This window comes from Legionella bononiensis (assembly GCF_016786215.1).
GTDB lineage: Bacteria > Pseudomonadota > Gammaproteobacteria > Legionellales > Legionellaceae > Legionella > Legionella bononiensis.
In genome coordinates this window covers 693,203-711,801 of record NZ_JADOBG010000022.1, presented here as the reverse complement: position 1 = coordinate 711,801, position 18,599 = coordinate 693,203, and the positions used below count along the sequence as shown (strand labels likewise).

The following is an 18,599-nucleotide window of genomic DNA, read 5'->3' as shown; positions in this document are numbered from 1 at the left end:
TTTCGTAGCCCGTATTAGCGCAGCCTACTAAGATTGTAGATTAATTATTTTCGTAGCCCGTATTAGCGCAGCGTAATACGGGGACATCATGGCGTGTGTTGTCATATCGATCCTGTATTACGCTTCGCTAATACAGGCTACTAGGGATTAACTATTCAATTTCTTGTATGGGAGAATCAATACTCTTGATTGCTCACCTAAAGGACCAAAGAATTTTTCAGTTTAGACTCGGATAAGAAATTGATTTTTCATCATTTTAACGAACAAAAGCACAAGCATTTAAGGTTTTCATAAGAATCATCTTATATAATGATCAATATTGATACAGATTGACTTTTATGATATTCAGGACAAAAAATGACACCACTATTTCCCAAAGACGGTACTCCTATCACAATAATTCAAGGTCAGACCGGTGATTGTTATCTGTTAACAGCACTGGATTGCATTATGAACTCCGGAGATGAAGGTTTACAATTAGTTAAATCTTTGTTTACCGAAACAGAGGATGGAGTCTATCTGAGAATTAAGCGTACTGAGATCTACGCTACTTCCAATAATTTTAATCCTGATAAAATGAAGGATAAGTATACTCATCATTATGATCCGGCAACGAATGAAGACGTCTTCTTCATGGATAAGAACCGATTAAAAGTTATTGATGAAGCTTGGGGCGGTGTAGATACCAATGCTTTGGCTCTAAAAATTATAGAGCGGATCAGCTCTTATTATTACACTGGGGAGTGGCCTAATGAAAATCCTCTTGCCAGTATTGCAGCGCATAACATTCCCTCCAGGCACAGCATGTCATCTACAGCGTTTGTGGGAAAATTCATCGGTGTTGAGGCTCACGATACTCATAATATTGATGACATGATCAAGTTAAAAACGATTAATCCAGCACAACCCGTTTATATCAGTATGTCCTATGGTCGACCCGATCGATATGGTGTCATACACGGTCGTCATGCTTTAAGAATTGATAAAGTGATTCAAAAAAGTAATGGTTCTTATGACTTTGTTCTCATTAATCCCCATGATAATCAAAAGCGTGAGATCTTTAGCCTGGAAGAGATTCAGAAAAGAAACTATCGATTTAGCGTATATAATACCAATACACAAAATCATGAATTGACTCAAGTCTTACTCAAATGCTCAACCCAGGTTGGGAGCTATGTTTTTCAAAATCCCAAACTTCATCAATTGCTAATCAGTCAACATACTCGTGCGCCATTGAATGTGAATACGGTTAATGATTTCTTTAATGTGTTTCGTAGTATCCCTTATTTTGAATCCATTCTGGATGTGATGTCTCCGGGTGATGAAAACAAACTTTTGGATTGTATTTTGCTATCACAAGGAGATAAAAATAAGTTCATCTTTTTATTAATTCAAATGATACCCAGTTTAGAATTAAATTCTATTATTTATACCAAGGGTACAGATCTGGATTTTAAGACCCTAGGTAGTTTGATAGCAGATAAGAGCTCAGAACCCTTAGTGCGTGAACGCTTGAAGAACCCTGAGTTTTTGAGCCTGGTCATAGAAGCCGCTTGTCGCGATAAAAGTCGAGAAGTGTCATGTACTATGGCAGAAGCACGGAATCTTATAGAGACTGGCCTGACCCAATATTATTTTCAAGGCCCAGATAATTCCTTGTCTCGATGTGGGGGATTACGCACATTATTTATTAAACAATTCTTTACTCGGGAAGACATAGGCTTATTATTTGATTCCAAACACCTTTTAGAGAAAGCGGTATTTACTTATATATTTATGAATGGACGCGTTAATGAACCATTAGTTGATGCTGTGAAACAGATCGATCTTAATATCATTGATAATGATTTTTTGAACGTGCTGCTTCAGGATCTGGACAAAAAAAATCCGGGACACTTATTTAATGCGTTATTTACCTTACATGCAGTTAATCCAGCCTTGGCAAATGCCTTGAGTACCCTGGTATGCGCAAGGATTGAGGTATTATTCAACATGCCCTTAAAGGATTTTACTGAGTCTTTGTATACAGAACCTAATAGTGACTTTCATCGTTGGTTTTTTTCAACACAAGAGCAAATGGATGAAAGCAGGGCCCAGAGTATTATCGATGAATGGATTCTGAGGATCACGGAGTTTCCAGTGAACTTTAATTCGTGTAATTCTGTTAAAGCCATTGATTATCAAATCAACCAACTCAACAGGCAGGTTGACGATTTAATCTCATTGAAATCTGACCTTGAGGAAGCTGTTCGTGCTGTAGGTAAAGAGATTGGTTCTCATCCAGAATTAGTACAGGCACTGGAACAAAAAAGAAATCAGATTAGAGACGCTGGAGCTCTGAAGAAAGAGAAGCTTATTGCTGATACTCATGTCATCGATACTTATATTAACGCGATTAGAAATTTTTCGATTTCATTTAAAGACGTCACAAGTGAGAAAGATATTGACTCCCACTCACGATTATTACTGGCAGGTCTTGAGGGGCTTATTCATCATAAGACCGATTTGGAGGCTGCAAAACACTCCCTGGGTTTGCTTCATCCTGGCGTAGCCCTGCTTAGCGAAGAACTGGAACACAAAAAGCGAGAAATTAAACGACTTGGTCATGAACATTACCATTATTTTGCTTCGGCAAAAGCAGTAATTGCAAAACAGGTACAGCAGGTTAATTCAATTCGAATTTATTTTGCGTCTGGTCAAACTGTAGATCAACTGGATAAAAAAGCAGAATTGCTATTGAAGGAACTGGATAAACTTTCAGTACCGAATGATGAAGTGGTGAACGCTCAACATGTTTTGGGTATTACTGGCCGTTTACATCCTGAAATCAATAAGGCTATTGAGGATAAACGGCAGGCTATTTATAGTGCTGCAGAGTCAGCAAAGAAGGTTCTGGAGAATGCCTTGCAGGTCATTGCGCGTTATGAGCAGCGAATTAATGCATTGGAGGTCAATTTTAATCAATTAACAACACTACGCGATGTCAGTCGAACCTCTGAATCCTATTGGAATCAACTTGCATCAATTATCCAACATAAAGAAGATTTGCGAACAGCAGGAGAAACTCTGGGTTATTTTGGCCGTAACCATGTCCAAATTCAACGAGCACTGGATAATAAAAGACAAGAAATTTATCAGTGTGGAGTCCAGCGTACTAATGCTTTATCCACTGCTCATGACGCAATACAATCTTGTACACAACAAATCAGAAGGGTACCTGTATCTTTTTCTGATGTCATTACCTTGGGTGGCGTTGATAATAAGGTTAAATCATTGTTTGCTCAACTGGACGCGATAACCCAAAATCGAGCTGATGTAACATCAGCGCATAAAACCCTGGGTTTAAACAGTCTTCATCAAAATATAACGGAAGCTGTTAACGAAAAAAGGGCAGCGATAGAAATTGCTGCAACTCATGCCAAAGAACGAATCAAGTCTCATTTAGATGCACAGAGAATTTTAGTGCAGATTAATTTTGCAAAGCATCTGGAAACGATGAAGTCTTTGAGAGATAGATTACAGGAAACTGCGAAAACTGATAAGCATTATGATAAAGCAGCTCAAACAGCCGTCAGTTTGTATGAAAGATTACAGAGTGCTGAACAGGTATTTCTTAACTCAGGTAAGCCCAATCAATCGAATTTGCAAGACTTTCAGAAGAATTGTATCGACGCCGTTTCAGATGCATTACCCGTTTTAAGTGATCATCGAGGCTGGAAACAGGCATTGGTTAATTTTCTCAGTGATGTACTCTCTGTGCTTACATTCGGTATGGCTAATTTGATAACCGGTCAATACCGGTTCTTTAAAACACAGACACAATCCGAAATCGTTATGCAGGATTTTTCTGCAACAATAAGCGGCATCAAGGTTGGCTCCTAAAACGGAACTGATGGTGTTATTTTATTCGTTTAACTATCTGACGGCTGTGTTTCATATTTGAATATGAATTCCTGGCCGTTTTGATTCGTTTAACCTGGGTTGTCTGCGATCACTTGATTTAACGTTTCGACGGATTGTCCACCATACAATGTTTTAACCAATTGACCTTTAGGATTGAAAATAAAGGTTACAGGAACTCCTGTTATATCTCCCAGCCTTAAATCAGTGGCTGGATCATTAAGTAAACTGGGATAACTGATATTAAAGCGTCTTATCAGATTTCTTTGTTCGAACAAAGGCAAAGCATCGAAATTCACTGCATATAAAGCAATGGGATCATTTTTATGCTGTTGATAAAAACGATTAAACTCAGGTATCTCATCCAGGCAGGTTTGACACCAGCCAGCCCAATAATTAATGAATACCCATTTGCCTTTAAGTGCCGAAAATGGAGTTTTTTGACCTTGAATGTCATTAAGAACTACTTCTGCATGTCCGGGAACGATCGAGACCACAAATAAAACAGCAGATAATAAGATTTGGATAACAGAGTTCATAGTCACCTCATGGATATTGGAACTTATTCTAGCATAATATTGGAAATTGTTTATTTAATAAAAATTCCAATATTATGCCGAATTATTTATCAGGAACAACCCTCGGTACCTAAGGCTTTTAAATGATTTAACCTGAAAAAATGTAAAAGTCCCTACATTCCTAATGTAACTTCCTCCTGTAATTCCGGTGTTTCCTGTGGTTTCTCAACGCGCTTCAATTTTAAAACGCTGTGTTTTTTTAATCCATCCAGCGCGTCCATACTGTCTTTTAAATTTCCCCATTCGAACGCTTTAGTTCTCCAGTCAAGAACGGTCCGATCCGCCTCTGGAGTACAACTGCTTTCTGGTATAGGCTGACGTTGTGGTTTTCTACTTTGTTCGTCGAGAAGAATTTCGATTTTTTTAATTCCTGATACAGGTTGTACTTCTCCTTCGTAGATATAGGGAAACAAGCGAAGTTTGGTTACCAGTTTGAATGCCTCCCATTTGCTGGTTAATTCAGTATAACCATGCTCTAAAGGGTTTTCCCGTAACGCTTCATATTCTGTTGGTGATAAAACATGTATTTTACTGAGATGTTTTCGATAAAATACTTTCTCACCGCTTAAAACAAAAAGAGGTTGATGCTGTCTGGAGTTAAAATCAACATCAGGCATGTGTTCCAGACCGCCAAAGTTTTTTTGCTCTGGAACAGGAGCGCCATGTAACACGTCATTAATATCGTTAACTGACGCAGTCATTCCATCAATGCATGCTTTACGATTGAATTGATCCAGACAGGTATTGATTTTCCCATCGCCACGAGCCCTTGTTGCGACTTCATTATCATCAGGGGTTGGATCATAGGGTCTTATGGTAAATACGCCTATACGATTTATTTCATCGTGTAGATTGTTGGCTAAAATGCTTCCCCAGGTACCAAAACGATCCTGCAAGACTTTTCGCAAGTCACCAATCATCGCCATATGACCTGTAGCAAAATGATCGGTGTAGTAATGAAACGTAAAGAACTCCATTGACAGAGCCTGTGCATGATATCTATGCGCCAGATCAAATAAAGCGTCATGAGACGATGCGATACTCTTATTTGAAAGAGTATTTTTTACCGATTGAAAATCAGGATTTTCAGATTGGTAATTACTGTCTGTTGCCCATTGCTTTAACTCATAAGCCAGGTGGGCGTATCTTAAAGCAATAGAATGACCTAATACATAAACTTTTACAGACCAGGGAGTAAAGTGAGTCTGATTTCGAGTAACCATTTCTCCATAATTTTTAACCCGAAGGACATACATCAGTTGCTTCATGTAAAAATCCAGTGTTGGAGAGAACGGGATGTAGTTGCTGTTGGTAATTTTATAGATTGTATCAATTTGCTTTCGACTGACATCAGGCGCAGCCAAATTATTATAGGCCTTGATTAATGCGGCTTCCTCCTTGGCGTCACACTTTTGGTTGATCAGGAATCGTCCTAAATCAATTGCAGATTTATAGTGATCGCATTTAGGTAGATCCAGGTCCATAGTCCAATTCGCTTCAGTAAAAAAATCCCCCGCCATAGCAACGATTTCACCAGTGGACATTTCCAATTCCATGGGTTCAGGCAGGTAATTGTCACTAAAGTGTTGCAAACGAAGATGCAGGACACCTGATTCGTCAATTCTTAAATAGGGATTGTTTTCTGAGTTTTCCAGTCTTAATTCATTTCCTAATTCTGTATGTTCGGTTGTATCCATAACCTGTTCCTTCCTTTCCTTGGTTCATTTTTATCATAGCGTTGTTTTAAAGCGACTGCCAATAGACTGAGATTAAAAGAGGTAATAATGTTGATAGAAGAGGAGGCGTTGATGGGAAAACGATTTATTTTAAATTACTACAGGAAGAATTTATCTATTCTGATGAGGTATCGGATTGATGTTGGCACCTCTTCAGCTGAATGTATCTTGGAAAAATGAAATTACTGGTCTAGAATTAATCATTATGTTTTAATTTAGTTGCCAGGTGGTTTCATGATGACTTTCTTAAAAACGATGATCCTGGTTTTATTTTTCTCAATTAACTCAGTGAATGCTGCTCAATATCTTACGACTAATGAAATTAAAGCGCTTATTTCAGGCCGTTCTTCATCTTTTTACGGTAAGTATGGGGTGGTGAAATTTACTGGTTATGGATGGTGGAATAAAAATGGCTCGATTAATGGATATACTTATGTGCTTGGCAAAAAAAGAAATTGGACAGGAACCTGGTATATTAAAAACAATCAATATTGTCGCACTCTCAAGGCTTATGGAAAATCACAATTTAAATGCCTTAGAGTGCAACAAATTAATAGTAACACCATACGATTTATAAAATCAGACGGCTCGATTAGCAGCACGTCCAAACTGCAATAAACGTATAACGATAAGAAATAGAGCTAGGTGGTTGAAGTTCTTTTCTTAAGCCATTGTTCCAATAAAGAATCCATAATTTTACGAGCAGTTATTAACGACTCTGAGTCAGAAGATCCCGGGCTGTGTAAATCTTCGCAGTGTGCTGCGCCTTCGATTAAATGATAGGTCAACTTCAGATTCACCGCATTACCATTTATTTCGGATAGTGACAGCATAGACCAGGGATCATTATCGCCGTTGGTAAAATAAATGTTGGACACCAGATCATCCATTAAAGGAAAATAGAACGTATTATTGAGTTCCGCGGTATCAGCAGGTTTCGTCAAACCGAACAGACGTTGGCAAATATGCCGGTGATAATCCAGATTAATTAAAGATGACCTGGTCGATAGTGAGGAATCTGGGTTGGCATTTTGCCAATATCCGTATTCTGTACAGGACTGATAATACCATTGCCTCATACCCACCCCTTTTTTGTACGCTTCGGGGTTTTCGCTCATTGCTCCCTGTGCTGTAATTTCTACAGCGGTCACGTCCATCGCTTTATAGAGTTTTTTGGCAAAATCGGCATAACCGATAAGCGGAGTTTCGCTGGAAGATAACGCCGAACAAAAAGAATTTCTCATCCCATATTGAATCGCGGCAGCACCTGTATCAGCAATAAGATACAGAAAATCTACCGGATCATGGACTTCGGTTGCTTCAAACAGATGCTTCATCTGCTTCAATTGATTTTCATCGTTTAGAGTCGCTTCAACCTCCCGTACCACAGCGCGCATTTGTTCCGCACATTCAGGCCCGGCTACTTTAGCAACGTGGGCATCGTATTCATAAAAATCTTCTTTGGCCATTACCGGAGCCGATGAAGCAAGTGATCCGGCAACCAAATAGGGGAATTTCAATCGATAATAAGCGGATAAGGAGCCTGGATAAGAACCTCCAAAAGCTATCCATGTACCAGTCCAGTTCCGGTCCTTACTCATTTGACGTTGGAAATAAGCTAAATCATCCAAAGCGGCTTCAGTGGACAAAAAACGCAGGTCTTGTGTTGAAAAGGTGTTTAGAGGCAAGCTTTCTCCATAATATCGATGTTCCAGGGCAATCATTTTGGCATGATGTTTTTTTGCATAAGTTCTAATCGCGCCATTTAATGCTCTTGGAGTGCAAGCGGACTCTCCACAGATATAGAAAAATACCGGATCAGTGGATTTTGGCCCGTAGGTTTCATCCATATAATAGCGCTGAGCAAAAGTTCCCAACTCAGGATGATTATGATCTAAAAGTTGTGTGAATTGTGATGTTTTTATGGATTTGCTTGCGAGTAATGGTTGTTTATTTTCCTGATGTATTTGTATGAACAGTTCAAGAGGTCCAGCAAAAGTCATTGAAACGCAGGATAATAATCCTAGTCCAATAAGAGCGCCGTTTTTAATATAATTCATAACTCTTTTCATCCTTGATTAAAAAGCTGATATCCCTACCAGGTCATTTTCAGCGGGTCAATTTTAATATATTGCTCGAATAATGGTATTGCTTATTTAAGATTAAAGAAATAGTAATATGATGAGTTAGTTCAATTCTTTAATGAGTTCAGTGCATTCAGGTTAATCAGTTACTGAAGAAAAATGTTGCATCATGTTTATTTTTATGACACTATGGAGCGGTTTTTTAATTTTTGGATGCTTCCTATGTTAAAAAAAATCGCTCTATGTTTTTTTGTATTTGCTTGTCCTTCTCTTCTTGCAGCAAATGAAGTGGACTTATATCAGGCGCCTATTAATCGTTTAAATCAATTTTCTCTGACTCAAGATTCTTCTAAATCAATTCGAACATTGAATACCGCTCCCAAAAATAATTCTTTGCAGCAAATGAATCAAACTCAGGAAGACAACGCGATAATTACTCGTTATCAACAGATGTACAAGGGTATCCCTGTTATTGGTGCTCAGATCATGATAACCAAGAGCGGCAAGCAGGCCGGTTTAACCAAGGGAAATGCTGAAGTTAACGGGCATTTAATGGAAGATATTCAAATTGATATAAAGCCCACTATCAGCAGTCAACAAGCGATGGAGTTAGCTAAAAAATCCTATTTTAGTGTTAACCCCAAAGCGGACACGCAGCAGGAAACGACCGAATTACAGATCAGACCAAATCAAGATGATGAGTTAACTCTGGTGTATTTAGTTTCATTTAAAAGCATTCAGGAACATGACAAGCCGGTTTGGCCTTTTTTTGTTATCGACGCCAAAACCGGTACTGTGATTAACCAATGGAATAATATTAAAACTTATCTGGATAGTGGTCCTGGTGGAAATGAAAAGGTTCATGAGTATTGGTATGGCAAGGATGGCTTGCCGGCATTGGACGTTACTCAAATGGGTAATCAATGTGTGATGGATAATTCCAAAGTGACATTAGTTAACCTTGCTTCCAAATGGGATTGGGACAATAAAATCAACACCCCTTTTCAATATACCTGCAATAAGAATGTAGAAGAAAATATTAATGGCGCCTTTTCTCCCAGCAATGATGCTTATTTTTTTGGTCATACCATTGTGAATATGTATCAGGATTGGTATGGATTGAATGCTTTGCAACAGGTTGATGGCCGGCCAATGAAGTTAGTCATGCGCGTTCATTTTGGAACACATTACGACAATGCCTTTTGGGATGGACAGGCCATGTCCTTTGGTGATGGAGAAGATTTTTATCCCTTGGTTTCCCTGGATGTCGCGGGTCATGAAGTAACCCATGGGTTCACAGAACAACATTCAGGTCTTGAATACCATGATCAGTCAGGTGCTCTGAATGAGTCCATATCGGATATGGCTGGACAGGCTTCCCGTGCTTATCTGTTGGAACAAAATCCTCTTTTGTACAGTAAAGCATACTTACAACCTGATGAAATAACCTGGGGTATTGGAGAGACTATAATCCGTGATGCCTTTGGAAAAGCGTTGCGATTTATGGATTATCCTTCTTCTGATGGCAGTTCGGCTGATTGTCTGGATAAAAGTCTCGCTCAAAGTAATGGGGCCTATTGCGCTATCAGCTATGATGAGCTAGTTGCTTTCGCAGAATCAACAATAGACAATCCTCAAGATCGTCAAAACTATATAGTTCACACTGCGAGCGGTGTATTCAATAAAGCATTTTATTTGCTTTCCAAAGATCTCGGTATTAAAAAAGCCTACCATTTAATGGTCATTGCCAATATGAAGTATTGGACTCCTGCAACTGATTTTAAATCGGGTGCCTGTGGCGTACTTTATGCGGGCAGGGATTTAAGTGTAGATTCTGCTTTGATTCACTCCGTTTTTGGTCAGGTTGGTATTGATACTTCAAGCTGCGTAGTATAAACAGACTAACCCTTAATTGATTTAAATGAATTGAGGGTTTGTTTTATAACACAATACATGTATTTGCTTGATGCACTCAGGATTTTTTTTAATCTAAATGTTGTTTGCTGAACATGGAAATTAGTATATAATCACGGAGCTATAATTACCCTGAAATTCGACAGGATTAAAATTCAAGTTGGTATTCTGTTAGCAATTCATCAGGGATAACTATTAATTTTGTGTTGAGAACAGAATGGCCATTTATTTCATTACCATTGGCATATTAATTTTGAGCTTGTTCTGTGTCGCTGTGATGGTAATTAAACTTCGCCGGGAACCTTCCGTTCCTTTATCGATAACTCAATACATCAAGCTTACTTTTAGCGGCATAATCGCATTTATTGCTGATACATTGGGTGTCGGCAGTTTTGCTGTAAATGTTGCCTTGGCCAAATTATTAGGCACCTTTCGAGATGATGAACTGCCGGCAGTGAATAATGGAGCTCAGGTAATTCCCGGAGCCATTGAATCTTTATTTTTTATGCATTTGGTTGATGTGGATTTAACCACTTTATTAACCTTGGTCGCAGGAACTTGTATAGGCGGTTTATTGGGTGGTTTTGTTGTAAGCCAGCTGAGTAAACAGGCCATTCGGCTAGCCATGATGTGTTCGTTTGCATTAATCATCGCGCTTTTAATATCCCATCAGTTTCGGCTATTACCTGTTGGCGGTGATCTGATTGAGCTGCATTCATGGAAATTGGTCATTGGATTTTTTGCTCTGGTAATTTGTGGCGCATTGACTTCCGTAGGTGTCGGTTTATTTGTTATGGTCCAAGGTGTGCTGTTTGTAATGAATATTTCACCCGTTGTTGCCTTTCCTATTATGACGACGGCTGGAGCAATGCAACAACCACTTACAACGCTGGTCTTTTTACAGCAAGATAAAATACCTCTAAAGAAAACGTTGATTTTAAGTCTTTCTGGATGTTTAGGGGTGATGATAACCATTCCTGTTTTTACTCAATTAACGATTACCTGGTTGCATACACTGTTATTATTTATATTAATTTATAATCTGCTTGCCATTGGACATACTTATTTTCGGTCAAAACCGAACAGGAACCTCGTTCAATCGACAGGTGCATTGGCTACAGCTGAATAAATATTAATTGTTTTTAGTCAAGGATAGACTGTATGAAAAAAATGCTCTGTGTGTTATTGGTTTTATTGTTCACCTCATGTCTTGCTGCCAACAAGCGATTCGATACGATGGTCACCTTCGGTGACAGCATGTCAGATAATGGTAATTTATATCGTTTTCTGTGGTATCAAATCCCCATCTCTCCTCCCTATTTTGAAGGGCATTTTTCTAATGGTCCTGTTTGGATAGAACAGCTCTTTGAATCTTATTATCCCTACGGTAATCTGGACGGATTTCAAAATTATGCGGTAGGTGGCGCTGGCGCAGTACTATCCTATAAAGAAAAATTGCCAATTACCCTGACTATGGAATTGAACGATTATCTCTATTGGAATACTTACGGTAAGAAAGAAACGAGTTTGTATGCCATATGGATAGGCGCAAACAATTATCTGAATGGGCCAACTAACGTTGAATCGATCACTGACTCGGTTGTGGATGCAATTGGAGGCGTGGTTGAGCGCATTATCAGTCATGGCGGGGATAAATTCTTTATTGCCAATATACCGGATCTGGGGCAAGTTCCTCAGGCTAAGGAGATGGGCACACAATCCTTACTTACCGAGCTGGTGCAAACTCATAATCGTAAACTGGCTGTCAAGGTTGAGGAATTAAGACTTAAATACCCTGAGGTAACCTTGGTCTATTTTGATGTTTATGCCTTTTTTAATGAAGCAATGGCTCATGCTTCAGATTTTGGTTTTGTTAATATGACTGACCCTTGCTATTTAGGCAGTTATTCAGGATGGCTGGTACAATACAGACCCAATGATCAGGCCTTGTATTCCTATCTGAAAAAACTGGATCCCAGGTTTAAGTCCAAGCAGTGGAACATGATAAAGAATAACCCTGAATTAAGAGAAGCGGCTGCTTCTGGTTATATTTATGAGTTATTGCCAGCCAAAAACAAGGCAGAACCTTTAAATTGCGAGGGCTATGTCTTTTGGGATCATGTGCATCCAACTACGGTAACTCATTCTTATATAGCATTAAAAGCTCGGCAATTGCTGGATGAAGCAGGATTGGAAGCATTTAATCCCGATTTATTTGCTCCAGGATGAAGCAGTCACTCTTATCGTTTAAAGTTCTCTAAAGCCTGTAGTATCAGGCTTTAGGCATATATAGTATAATCAGCACAATTTTTAGATAACAGTGCATACTATGGATGAGCAAGTCAGTAAATCACAGAAAAAAAGAGAAGCCGATTTTTTACAAAAAACAGGCGTAAAGTTTATCGATTTAAGCGTGGCAAAGTTAGATTCTTTACCTCTACCCGATAATTTGCGTAAAGCAATTATGGATGCTAAATCGATTAAAAGTCATGGTGCCAAACGACGACAGGCTCAATTAATCGGTAAACTAATGCGTGCCGCCGATTATGAGGCAATACTTGAGGCATATGAAAAAATTCTTGAAGAAGACAGCGCAGTTACCGCCAATTTTCATGAAATTGAACAATGGCGGGATAAATTGATTCATGAGGGTAAAGACGCTTTGACTGAGTTTATCAATCAATATCAACCGGAAGACGTGCAACAATTAAGGCAGTTGATAAAAAAAGCAGTTGATGATCATTTGAAGGAAAAAAATACGGGTGCAGCAAAGGCTCTTTTTCGTTACTTAAGGACTTCTATATTATGAATTATTCATTATTTGTAAGTTGTCCAAAGGGGCTCGAATATTTATTGGAGGAAGAACTTAAGTCGTTAGGTTTGTACAGTACTCGTGTAAGTCCGCAAGGTGTTTATGGGGAAGCGACCCTACCTGTAATTTACCAGTTGTGTTTGTGGTCACGCATTGCCAATAGAATACAATTGGTCTTATTTAGCGGTCATGCAGCAAATGAACAAGCAGTGCATCAACTGTGTACTGGATTTCATTGGCAGACTGTGTTCACACATGATAAAACTATAGCTATAGAGTTTCATGGTGCTTCTGAGCAGATCCGTAATACCATGTACGGTGCTCAGGTAGTTAAGGATGGAATTGTAGATCATTTCCGTCGCTTAAATGGTTCACGACCCAATGTAGACAAAGAAAAACCACAAATCCGCATTCATGCTCATTTAAAAAATGATATGTTAACAGTAAGTTTTGATTTAACTGGACACAGTCTGCATCAGCGAGGATATCGTAGCAAGGCGGGAGCGGCTCCTTTAAAAGAAAATGTCGCGGCAGCACTGTTGATACGTGCTAAATGGCCCGAATTGGCAGCTAAGGGCTATGGTTTGCATGATCCTTTTTGTGGTTCAGGAACACTCGTTATTGAAGCAGCCATGATGGCAGCGCATATCGCACCAGGATTGTTACGTCAGGATCACTCATTGCAATATTGGGCTCAGCACCAAGAATCGCTCTGGGAAAAATTACGAGTGCAGGCTTTACAACAGGTAAAACCACTAACGGTTAAGCTTACTGGCTCGGATAATGACAGTAAATTAATTGCCTTGGCGCGTACCAATGCAGAACGTGCAGGTGTATTACCTTTAGTTGAATTCAATACTATGGCAGTGAATGACTCTAGGCCGACAGTTAAGGCTGGATTGGTTGTCTGTAATCCACCTTATGGAGAGCGGTTGGGTGAGACGACACAGCTTGTACCGATATATCAACAGTTGGGCAGTACACTTCATCGTTATTATCAGGGATGGAACGCTGCGGTGCTCACTTCAAATCCAATCCTTGCCAAGGCAATAGGTTTACGAGCAGGCAAACAATATACTTTATTTAACGGTCCTATCGAATGTAAGTTATATTGTTTTGATATTACTGCGGAAAATGAATTAAAAGGTACACAGACAAGTACCTTGTCACCCAATGCACAAATGTTGCTAAATAGACTGGAAAAAAACCGGAATCATTTGCAAAAATGGGCAAACAAGAATGATATTTCCTGTTACAGGATATATGACGCTGATTTACCCGAATATGCCTATGCCATTGATCTTTATAACGATTATGCTGTATTGCAAGAATATGCCGCACCTTCGAGTATTCCTGTTCAAAAGGCTGAAAAACGGAGCCTTGAAGTTATGCAGGTGGTGCCTAGGGCATTAAATATCGCTCCGGATAAATTGGTAGTGAAACAACGCAAGCAACAGAAAGGAACAGAACAGTACCAAAAAATGGATAGGACACGACACTCGATGGTTGTGACGGAAGGCCGAGCCAAACTCATAGTGAATCTCTATGATTATCTGGATACAGGTCTATTTTTAGATCACAGACCCTTGCGATTGCGATTTTCCCAATTGAAAGCCGGCACTCGATTTCTTAACTGTTTTTGTTACACGGCCAGTGCCAGTGTTCATGCCGCTTTAGCTGGAGCAGTAACAACAAATGTGGATTTATCCAATACCTACTTAAAATGGGCAGAAGATAATTTTAGACTAAATCAAATTGATCTCTCAAAACATCAGTTCATTCAATTTGATTGTCGCGAATGGTTAAAAACGACCAGAGATCGATTTGATGTTATTTTTTTAGATCCTCCCAGTTTCTCAAATTCGAAACGGATGACGGATACGTTGGATGTTCAAAGAGATCATGTTGCATTAATAAACTCGGCAATGCGTTTGTTAAATCCGGACGGTGTTTTGTATTTTTCTACGAATTTTCGCCAATTCAAACTGGATCCTCAGCTCAAAGACAAATATTCCATACAAGACATCAGCAGTCAGACTATAGATCAGGATTTTAAACGGAATAATAAAATTCATCATTGCTTTAAACTGGTCATGCCGCAATTTGCAGATGAATAGTTTAGCGAGGAGCCGAGTTCACTGAGCAAGTGTTATTGATGCATCCTCTGGATGCCTTCAATAGCACCTGCTCAATATTTCAAAGTCAAGAAACCGCTTCAAGTAAACTATTGCTTAGTTTCTGCTTCAACAGTACCGTAGATCTGCTCTTTTAATTCCTTCATATATCCGGCCATAAAAAACAGTTCTGCAGTAAGATAGAGAGGGGCGATAAATGCCTGGCCTATATTAACCATGAATGCGGGTTGTTTGCCTTCAATATAATGGCCATAAAATTGTAATCCCCAACCAACAACAAAAGTGATTAAGAAAGCCCAAAGGCCTACTTTGGTCGGACCGTAACAATTAAACCAACTGGCCAACCATAATAAAATGAGCATAATTGGGGTAAGTGCCAGGGCGAGTTGCCAATGTAATCGGTAGTAGTAAATCATAACCACTAAAGTAGTAAGACAGGCCAGATTGGTTCCAAAGACTCCTGGTATAATAATTTTTACGAACCCTAAAAGGATCATAATGGACAGGATGATTAAGGGTACTCCGGCCATATGAGTATAGCGAGTCATCGTGTTTTGGTGGTATTCAGCATAGAATTGAGCTTGCTCAACAAATGATTTCATTTTAATCATCCAGATTGGTATTCCTTTAGAAAACATAGCACATTATTGTACTAACCACCAAAATGAAGACAAATAATTTATAAATGAAAGAAGTTCATGGTTTCAATCAACGAGGGTGAATATTGGGGTCATCAAATGTACGGAAGCAGAAACAGCTTCCGTAATCATGTATTTGATTTAGTGGTGTCTTCTGAGGTATCTGGACATCTTTAATGGGGAAATCATATCGTCTGCCTGGACTGCAAATGCAGAGATATCGGGGACATTCGTTTCGTATTGACATACCCAACTGCCCTCACCATCATCTTCAGGAATAGGCGAGCCTGACATGGTTGAAAGAACCTGATTGCTTTCTTCAATAGCTAGTTCTTCAGAATCCGCATTAATTGCTCCCATTATAAATACCCAATTGGAAGGTGTATCGTAATGACTTAAATTAAATGTCAGATATAATCCTTCAAGAATTTCCGCAGCATTGGTCATCCCTTCTGCCTGTATGGCTGCCATGCCTGGACATACTTCGGGTTTATCTTGAGCAGCGAAAACAGAGCTGGCAAGGACCAAAGCGCTAACAAAAGTGGCCAGCTTTGATTTGAACATCATGTTACAATCTCCTTGTTACATAGGGTTAAAATTCATAGAGAGACTAACAAGATGACTATTCTGTTGCAACTATTTTGACTAGTTAATTTTTTATCAGGTTGGGTGTTCAATTTATTAAAAAGTATATTTTCCTAAAATATATAAAACATTCCCATTTTTATTAAATCCAGGAATATAGGTAGCGGCTATGGTCATTTTTTTATAAAAAATTGAAGTCCAGGGAAGAATGCCCGGGAATGGCATGTAATTATTAATATCAGAGCGGGCTGTAAGAAGTACAGAATACCCAAGACCAGCTTTTAGATCTTTGTTCAGTGAGGCTACTTTTAAATAGGCATAGCCCGCAGCAGGTTCCCAGTCACTGTGTGAATCAAGAAATGCAAGGGCAAATAATCCATGCCAGTTGCCTTTTTCATCAAACAGACCTTTTCCTAGACCTCCTCCCAGAGCCGCTTCATTATAGGAATTAATTTTTTCAGGACTGTAAGTATAACGGTTATGCCAGGCATAACCGGAAAAATAGAGGTCGGTATCTCCCTCAGTCCAGACTTGATGAAGACGTTGGCACACAGGTTTTAGAAAAGATATCCAGTGAGAACACGTATTGTTCGGCTCTTCAGTGGCTGCGTTCAGTGTTAATGTAAACAGTATCAGTATGCTGGAAATTATTCTTTTCATTCAAATTTTAACCTCTGTGGGGTTTCTCCCAGCCATTATTTAGTGATAGAGTTAAATTGTGAAAGGTTTTAGTTATATGGGTGTTAACCGGACTTTATATTTTAATAACGCAGATTAACTTGTTGAGCTAAAATAAAGTCATAAACCTGAGAGCATACTATCATGGACTTGTTTCGCAAAAAAGATATTGCTGAATCATTAGATACTGAAACTCATTTAGCCAAATGCCTTACTGTATTCGATCTTACCCTGTTAGGAGTCGGTGCTATCATAGGAGCCGGAATATTTATTCTTACCGGGATAGTTGCTGCTACCCAGGCTGGCCCAGCCGTAATATTATCCTATGTTGTAGCAGGATTTGCCTGCGCGTTTGCCGCACTGTCCTATGCTGAACTCGCTGCCTCTATAGGCGGATGCGGTAGCGCTTATGGCTATGCTTATGCAGGATTTGGTGAATTACTCGCCTGGATAGTTGGTTGGGATTTATTATTGGAATATTCCATCTCGGTTTCAGCTGTTTCAGTGGGCTGGAGTGGTTATGCCAATGATTTTCTTTTAGCCTTGAAACTGCATGTGCCAAATTATTTGTTGCATGGTCCTCAAGATGGTGGAGCTTTTAATATACTGTCTTTTTCTATTATTGCAGCTTTGACTGGTTTATTGATCATTGGAGTGAAGTCCAGTACTCGTTTTAATAACACAATGGTGTTAATCAAGTTGTCGGTTATTTTTATTTTTATTGTGATTGCTTCTACAGAGGTTCGCGCTGAAAACTGGTCATCATTCATGCCTTTTGGTTGGGCAGGGGTAATGAAAGGGGCGTCGTTGATATTTTTTGCTTATGTTGGATTTGATGCAGTTTCCACTGCGGCAGAAGAAGCAATTAATCCACAACGGGATTTGCCTAAAGGGATTATTGGTTCATTACTGATTTGTACCATTCTGTATATTATCGTTGCGGGGTTACTTACTGCTATTGCTCATTATACAACGCTCAATGTCTCTTCACCAATCAGTCATTCACTTCTGGTTTTGGGACATAAAACAGCGGCTGGCTTGATTGGGGTTGGTGCTATAGCCGGATTAACTACGGTAATGCTTGTTTTATTTTATGGATTAACCCGCGTGTTTTTGGCCATGTCCCGAGACGGCTTGTTACCCCGGATATTTTCTAAAACGCATCCCAAGACTAAAACTCCAGTTCGTATCATCATGCTGTGTGGTACTTTAATGGCTTTATTTGCTGCGTTCACTCCGATTACAACTTTGGCTGAACTAGTGAATATTGGTACTTTATTTGCTTTTATCATTGTCTGTGGGGGTGTTTTATATTTACGGAAAACTCAGCCTGATATGCACAGACCCTATAAAACTCCAGGCATGCCCTATGTTCCGATTTTAGGTATTGTCAGTTGTTTGTATTTGATAATTAATTTACCTTTAATTACTCTATTGCGTTTTGCTGTTTGGATGTTAATTGGCTTGGTTGTGTATTTTGCCTTTAGCCGCAAAAACAGCTCATTGCAGATGAGAAGTTCTTGTGATGCAGAATAATGA

At 39.2% G+C, this 18,599-nt stretch carries 14 protein-coding genes; 8 read left to right on the top strand and 6 right to left on the bottom strand.

The window, feature by feature from the left end; translation table 11 throughout:
- Positions 1-357: 357 nt before the first annotated feature.
- Positions 358-3,882, top strand: coding sequence for a hypothetical protein (locus tag IZU94_RS16585; protein ID WP_203113242.1), 3,525 nt, complete (start codon positions 358-360; stop codon positions 3,880-3,882).
- Between the two features lie 89 nt (positions 3,883-3,971).
- Here the strand turns inward: IZU94_RS16585 and IZU94_RS16580 are convergent, their stop codons facing one another.
- Positions 3,972-4,439 (bottom strand): TlpA disulfide reductase family protein, encoded by a 468-nt coding sequence (locus tag IZU94_RS16580; RefSeq protein ID WP_203113238.1) that lies wholly within the window; start codon positions 4,437-4,439, stop codon positions 3,972-3,974.
- A 152-nt stretch (positions 4,440-4,591) separates the two neighbouring features.
- Positions 4,592-6,175 carry a type IV secretion protein Dot gene (locus IZU94_RS16575; RefSeq protein ID WP_203113235.1) on the bottom strand — a complete coding sequence of 528 codons (1,584 nt, stop codon included), beginning with the start codon at positions 6,173-6,175 and terminating at the stop codon, positions 4,592-4,594.
- A gap of 273 nt (positions 6,176-6,448) precedes the next feature.
- On the opposite strand from IZU94_RS16575, the gene IZU94_RS16570 reads away from it, so the two are divergent.
- Positions 6,449-6,832, top strand: coding sequence for a hypothetical protein (locus IZU94_RS16570; protein ID WP_203113232.1), 384 nt, complete (start codon positions 6,449-6,451; stop codon positions 6,830-6,832).
- A gap of 23 nt (positions 6,833-6,855) precedes the next feature.
- On the opposite strand, the gene IZU94_RS16565 is transcribed toward IZU94_RS16570, so the two are convergent.
- A complete protein-coding gene (locus tag IZU94_RS16565; RefSeq protein ID WP_203113229.1) occupies positions 6,856-8,274 on the bottom strand; it encodes a S28 family serine protease in 1,419 nt (472 codons plus the stop codon).
- A gap of 246 nt (positions 8,275-8,520) precedes the next feature.
- On the opposite strand from IZU94_RS16565, the gene IZU94_RS16560 reads away from it, so the two are divergent.
- The 5 genes from IZU94_RS16560 (at position 8,521) to rlmKL (ending at position 15,141) form a co-directional block, all read left to right on the top strand.
- Positions 8,521-10,194: a M4 family metallopeptidase gene (locus tag IZU94_RS16560; protein ID WP_203113226.1), complete on the top strand. Its 1,674-nt coding sequence runs from the start codon at positions 8,521-8,523 to the stop codon at positions 10,192-10,194.
- A gap of 235 nt (positions 10,195-10,429) precedes the next feature.
- Positions 10,430-11,341 carry a sulfite exporter TauE/SafE family protein gene (locus IZU94_RS16555; protein WP_203113225.1) on the top strand — a complete coding sequence of 304 codons (912 nt, stop codon included), beginning with the start codon at positions 10,430-10,432 and terminating at the stop codon, positions 11,339-11,341.
- 32 nt (positions 11,342-11,373) lie between these two features.
- Positions 11,374-12,441, top strand: coding sequence for an SGNH/GDSL hydrolase family protein (locus tag IZU94_RS16550; RefSeq protein ID WP_203113223.1), 1,068 nt, complete (start codon positions 11,374-11,376; stop codon positions 12,439-12,441).
- A gap of 100 nt (positions 12,442-12,541) precedes the next feature.
- Positions 12,542-13,021 (top strand): ribosome biogenesis factor YjgA, encoded by a 480-nt coding sequence (gene yjgA, locus IZU94_RS16545; RefSeq protein ID WP_203113221.1) that lies wholly within the window; start codon positions 12,542-12,544, stop codon positions 13,019-13,021.
- On the top strand, positions 13,018-15,141 hold the full coding sequence (rlmKL, locus tag IZU94_RS16540) for a bifunctional 23S rRNA (guanine(2069)-N(7))-methyltransferase RlmK/23S rRNA (guanine(2445)-N(2))-methyltransferase RlmL (RefSeq protein ID WP_203113219.1): 2,124 nt from the start codon (positions 13,018-13,020) through the stop codon (positions 15,139-15,141). The genes yjgA and rlmKL overlap by 4 nt, the downstream gene beginning before the upstream one ends.
- Before the next feature lie 107 nt (positions 15,142-15,248).
- Here the strand turns inward: rlmKL and IZU94_RS16535 are convergent, their stop codons facing one another.
- The 3 genes from IZU94_RS16535 to pagP all read right to left on the bottom strand — a co-directional run bounded on the left by IZU94_RS16535 (position 15,249) and on the right by pagP (position 17,042).
- Complete coding sequence (locus IZU94_RS16535; RefSeq protein WP_203113216.1) at positions 15,249-15,761, bottom strand: Mpo1 family 2-hydroxy fatty acid dioxygenase; 513 nt, start codon at positions 15,759-15,761, stop codon at positions 15,249-15,251.
- A gap of 177 nt (positions 15,762-15,938) precedes the next feature.
- Entirely contained in the window at positions 15,939-16,364 is a 426-nt protein-coding gene (locus IZU94_RS16530) for a DUF4949 domain-containing protein (RefSeq protein WP_203113213.1), read from the bottom strand.
- 114 nt (positions 16,365-16,478) lie between these two features.
- Positions 16,479-17,042 (bottom strand): lipid IV(A) palmitoyltransferase PagP, encoded by a 564-nt coding sequence (gene pagP / locus IZU94_RS16525; RefSeq protein WP_203113210.1) that lies wholly within the window; start codon positions 17,040-17,042, stop codon positions 16,479-16,481.
- Between the two features lie 162 nt (positions 17,043-17,204).
- On the opposite strand from pagP, the gene IZU94_RS16520 reads away from it, so the two are divergent.
- Positions 17,205-18,596, top strand: coding sequence for an amino acid permease (locus IZU94_RS16520; RefSeq protein WP_203113208.1), 1,392 nt, complete (start codon positions 17,205-17,207; stop codon positions 18,594-18,596).
- Positions 18,597-18,599 lie beyond the last annotated feature (3 nt).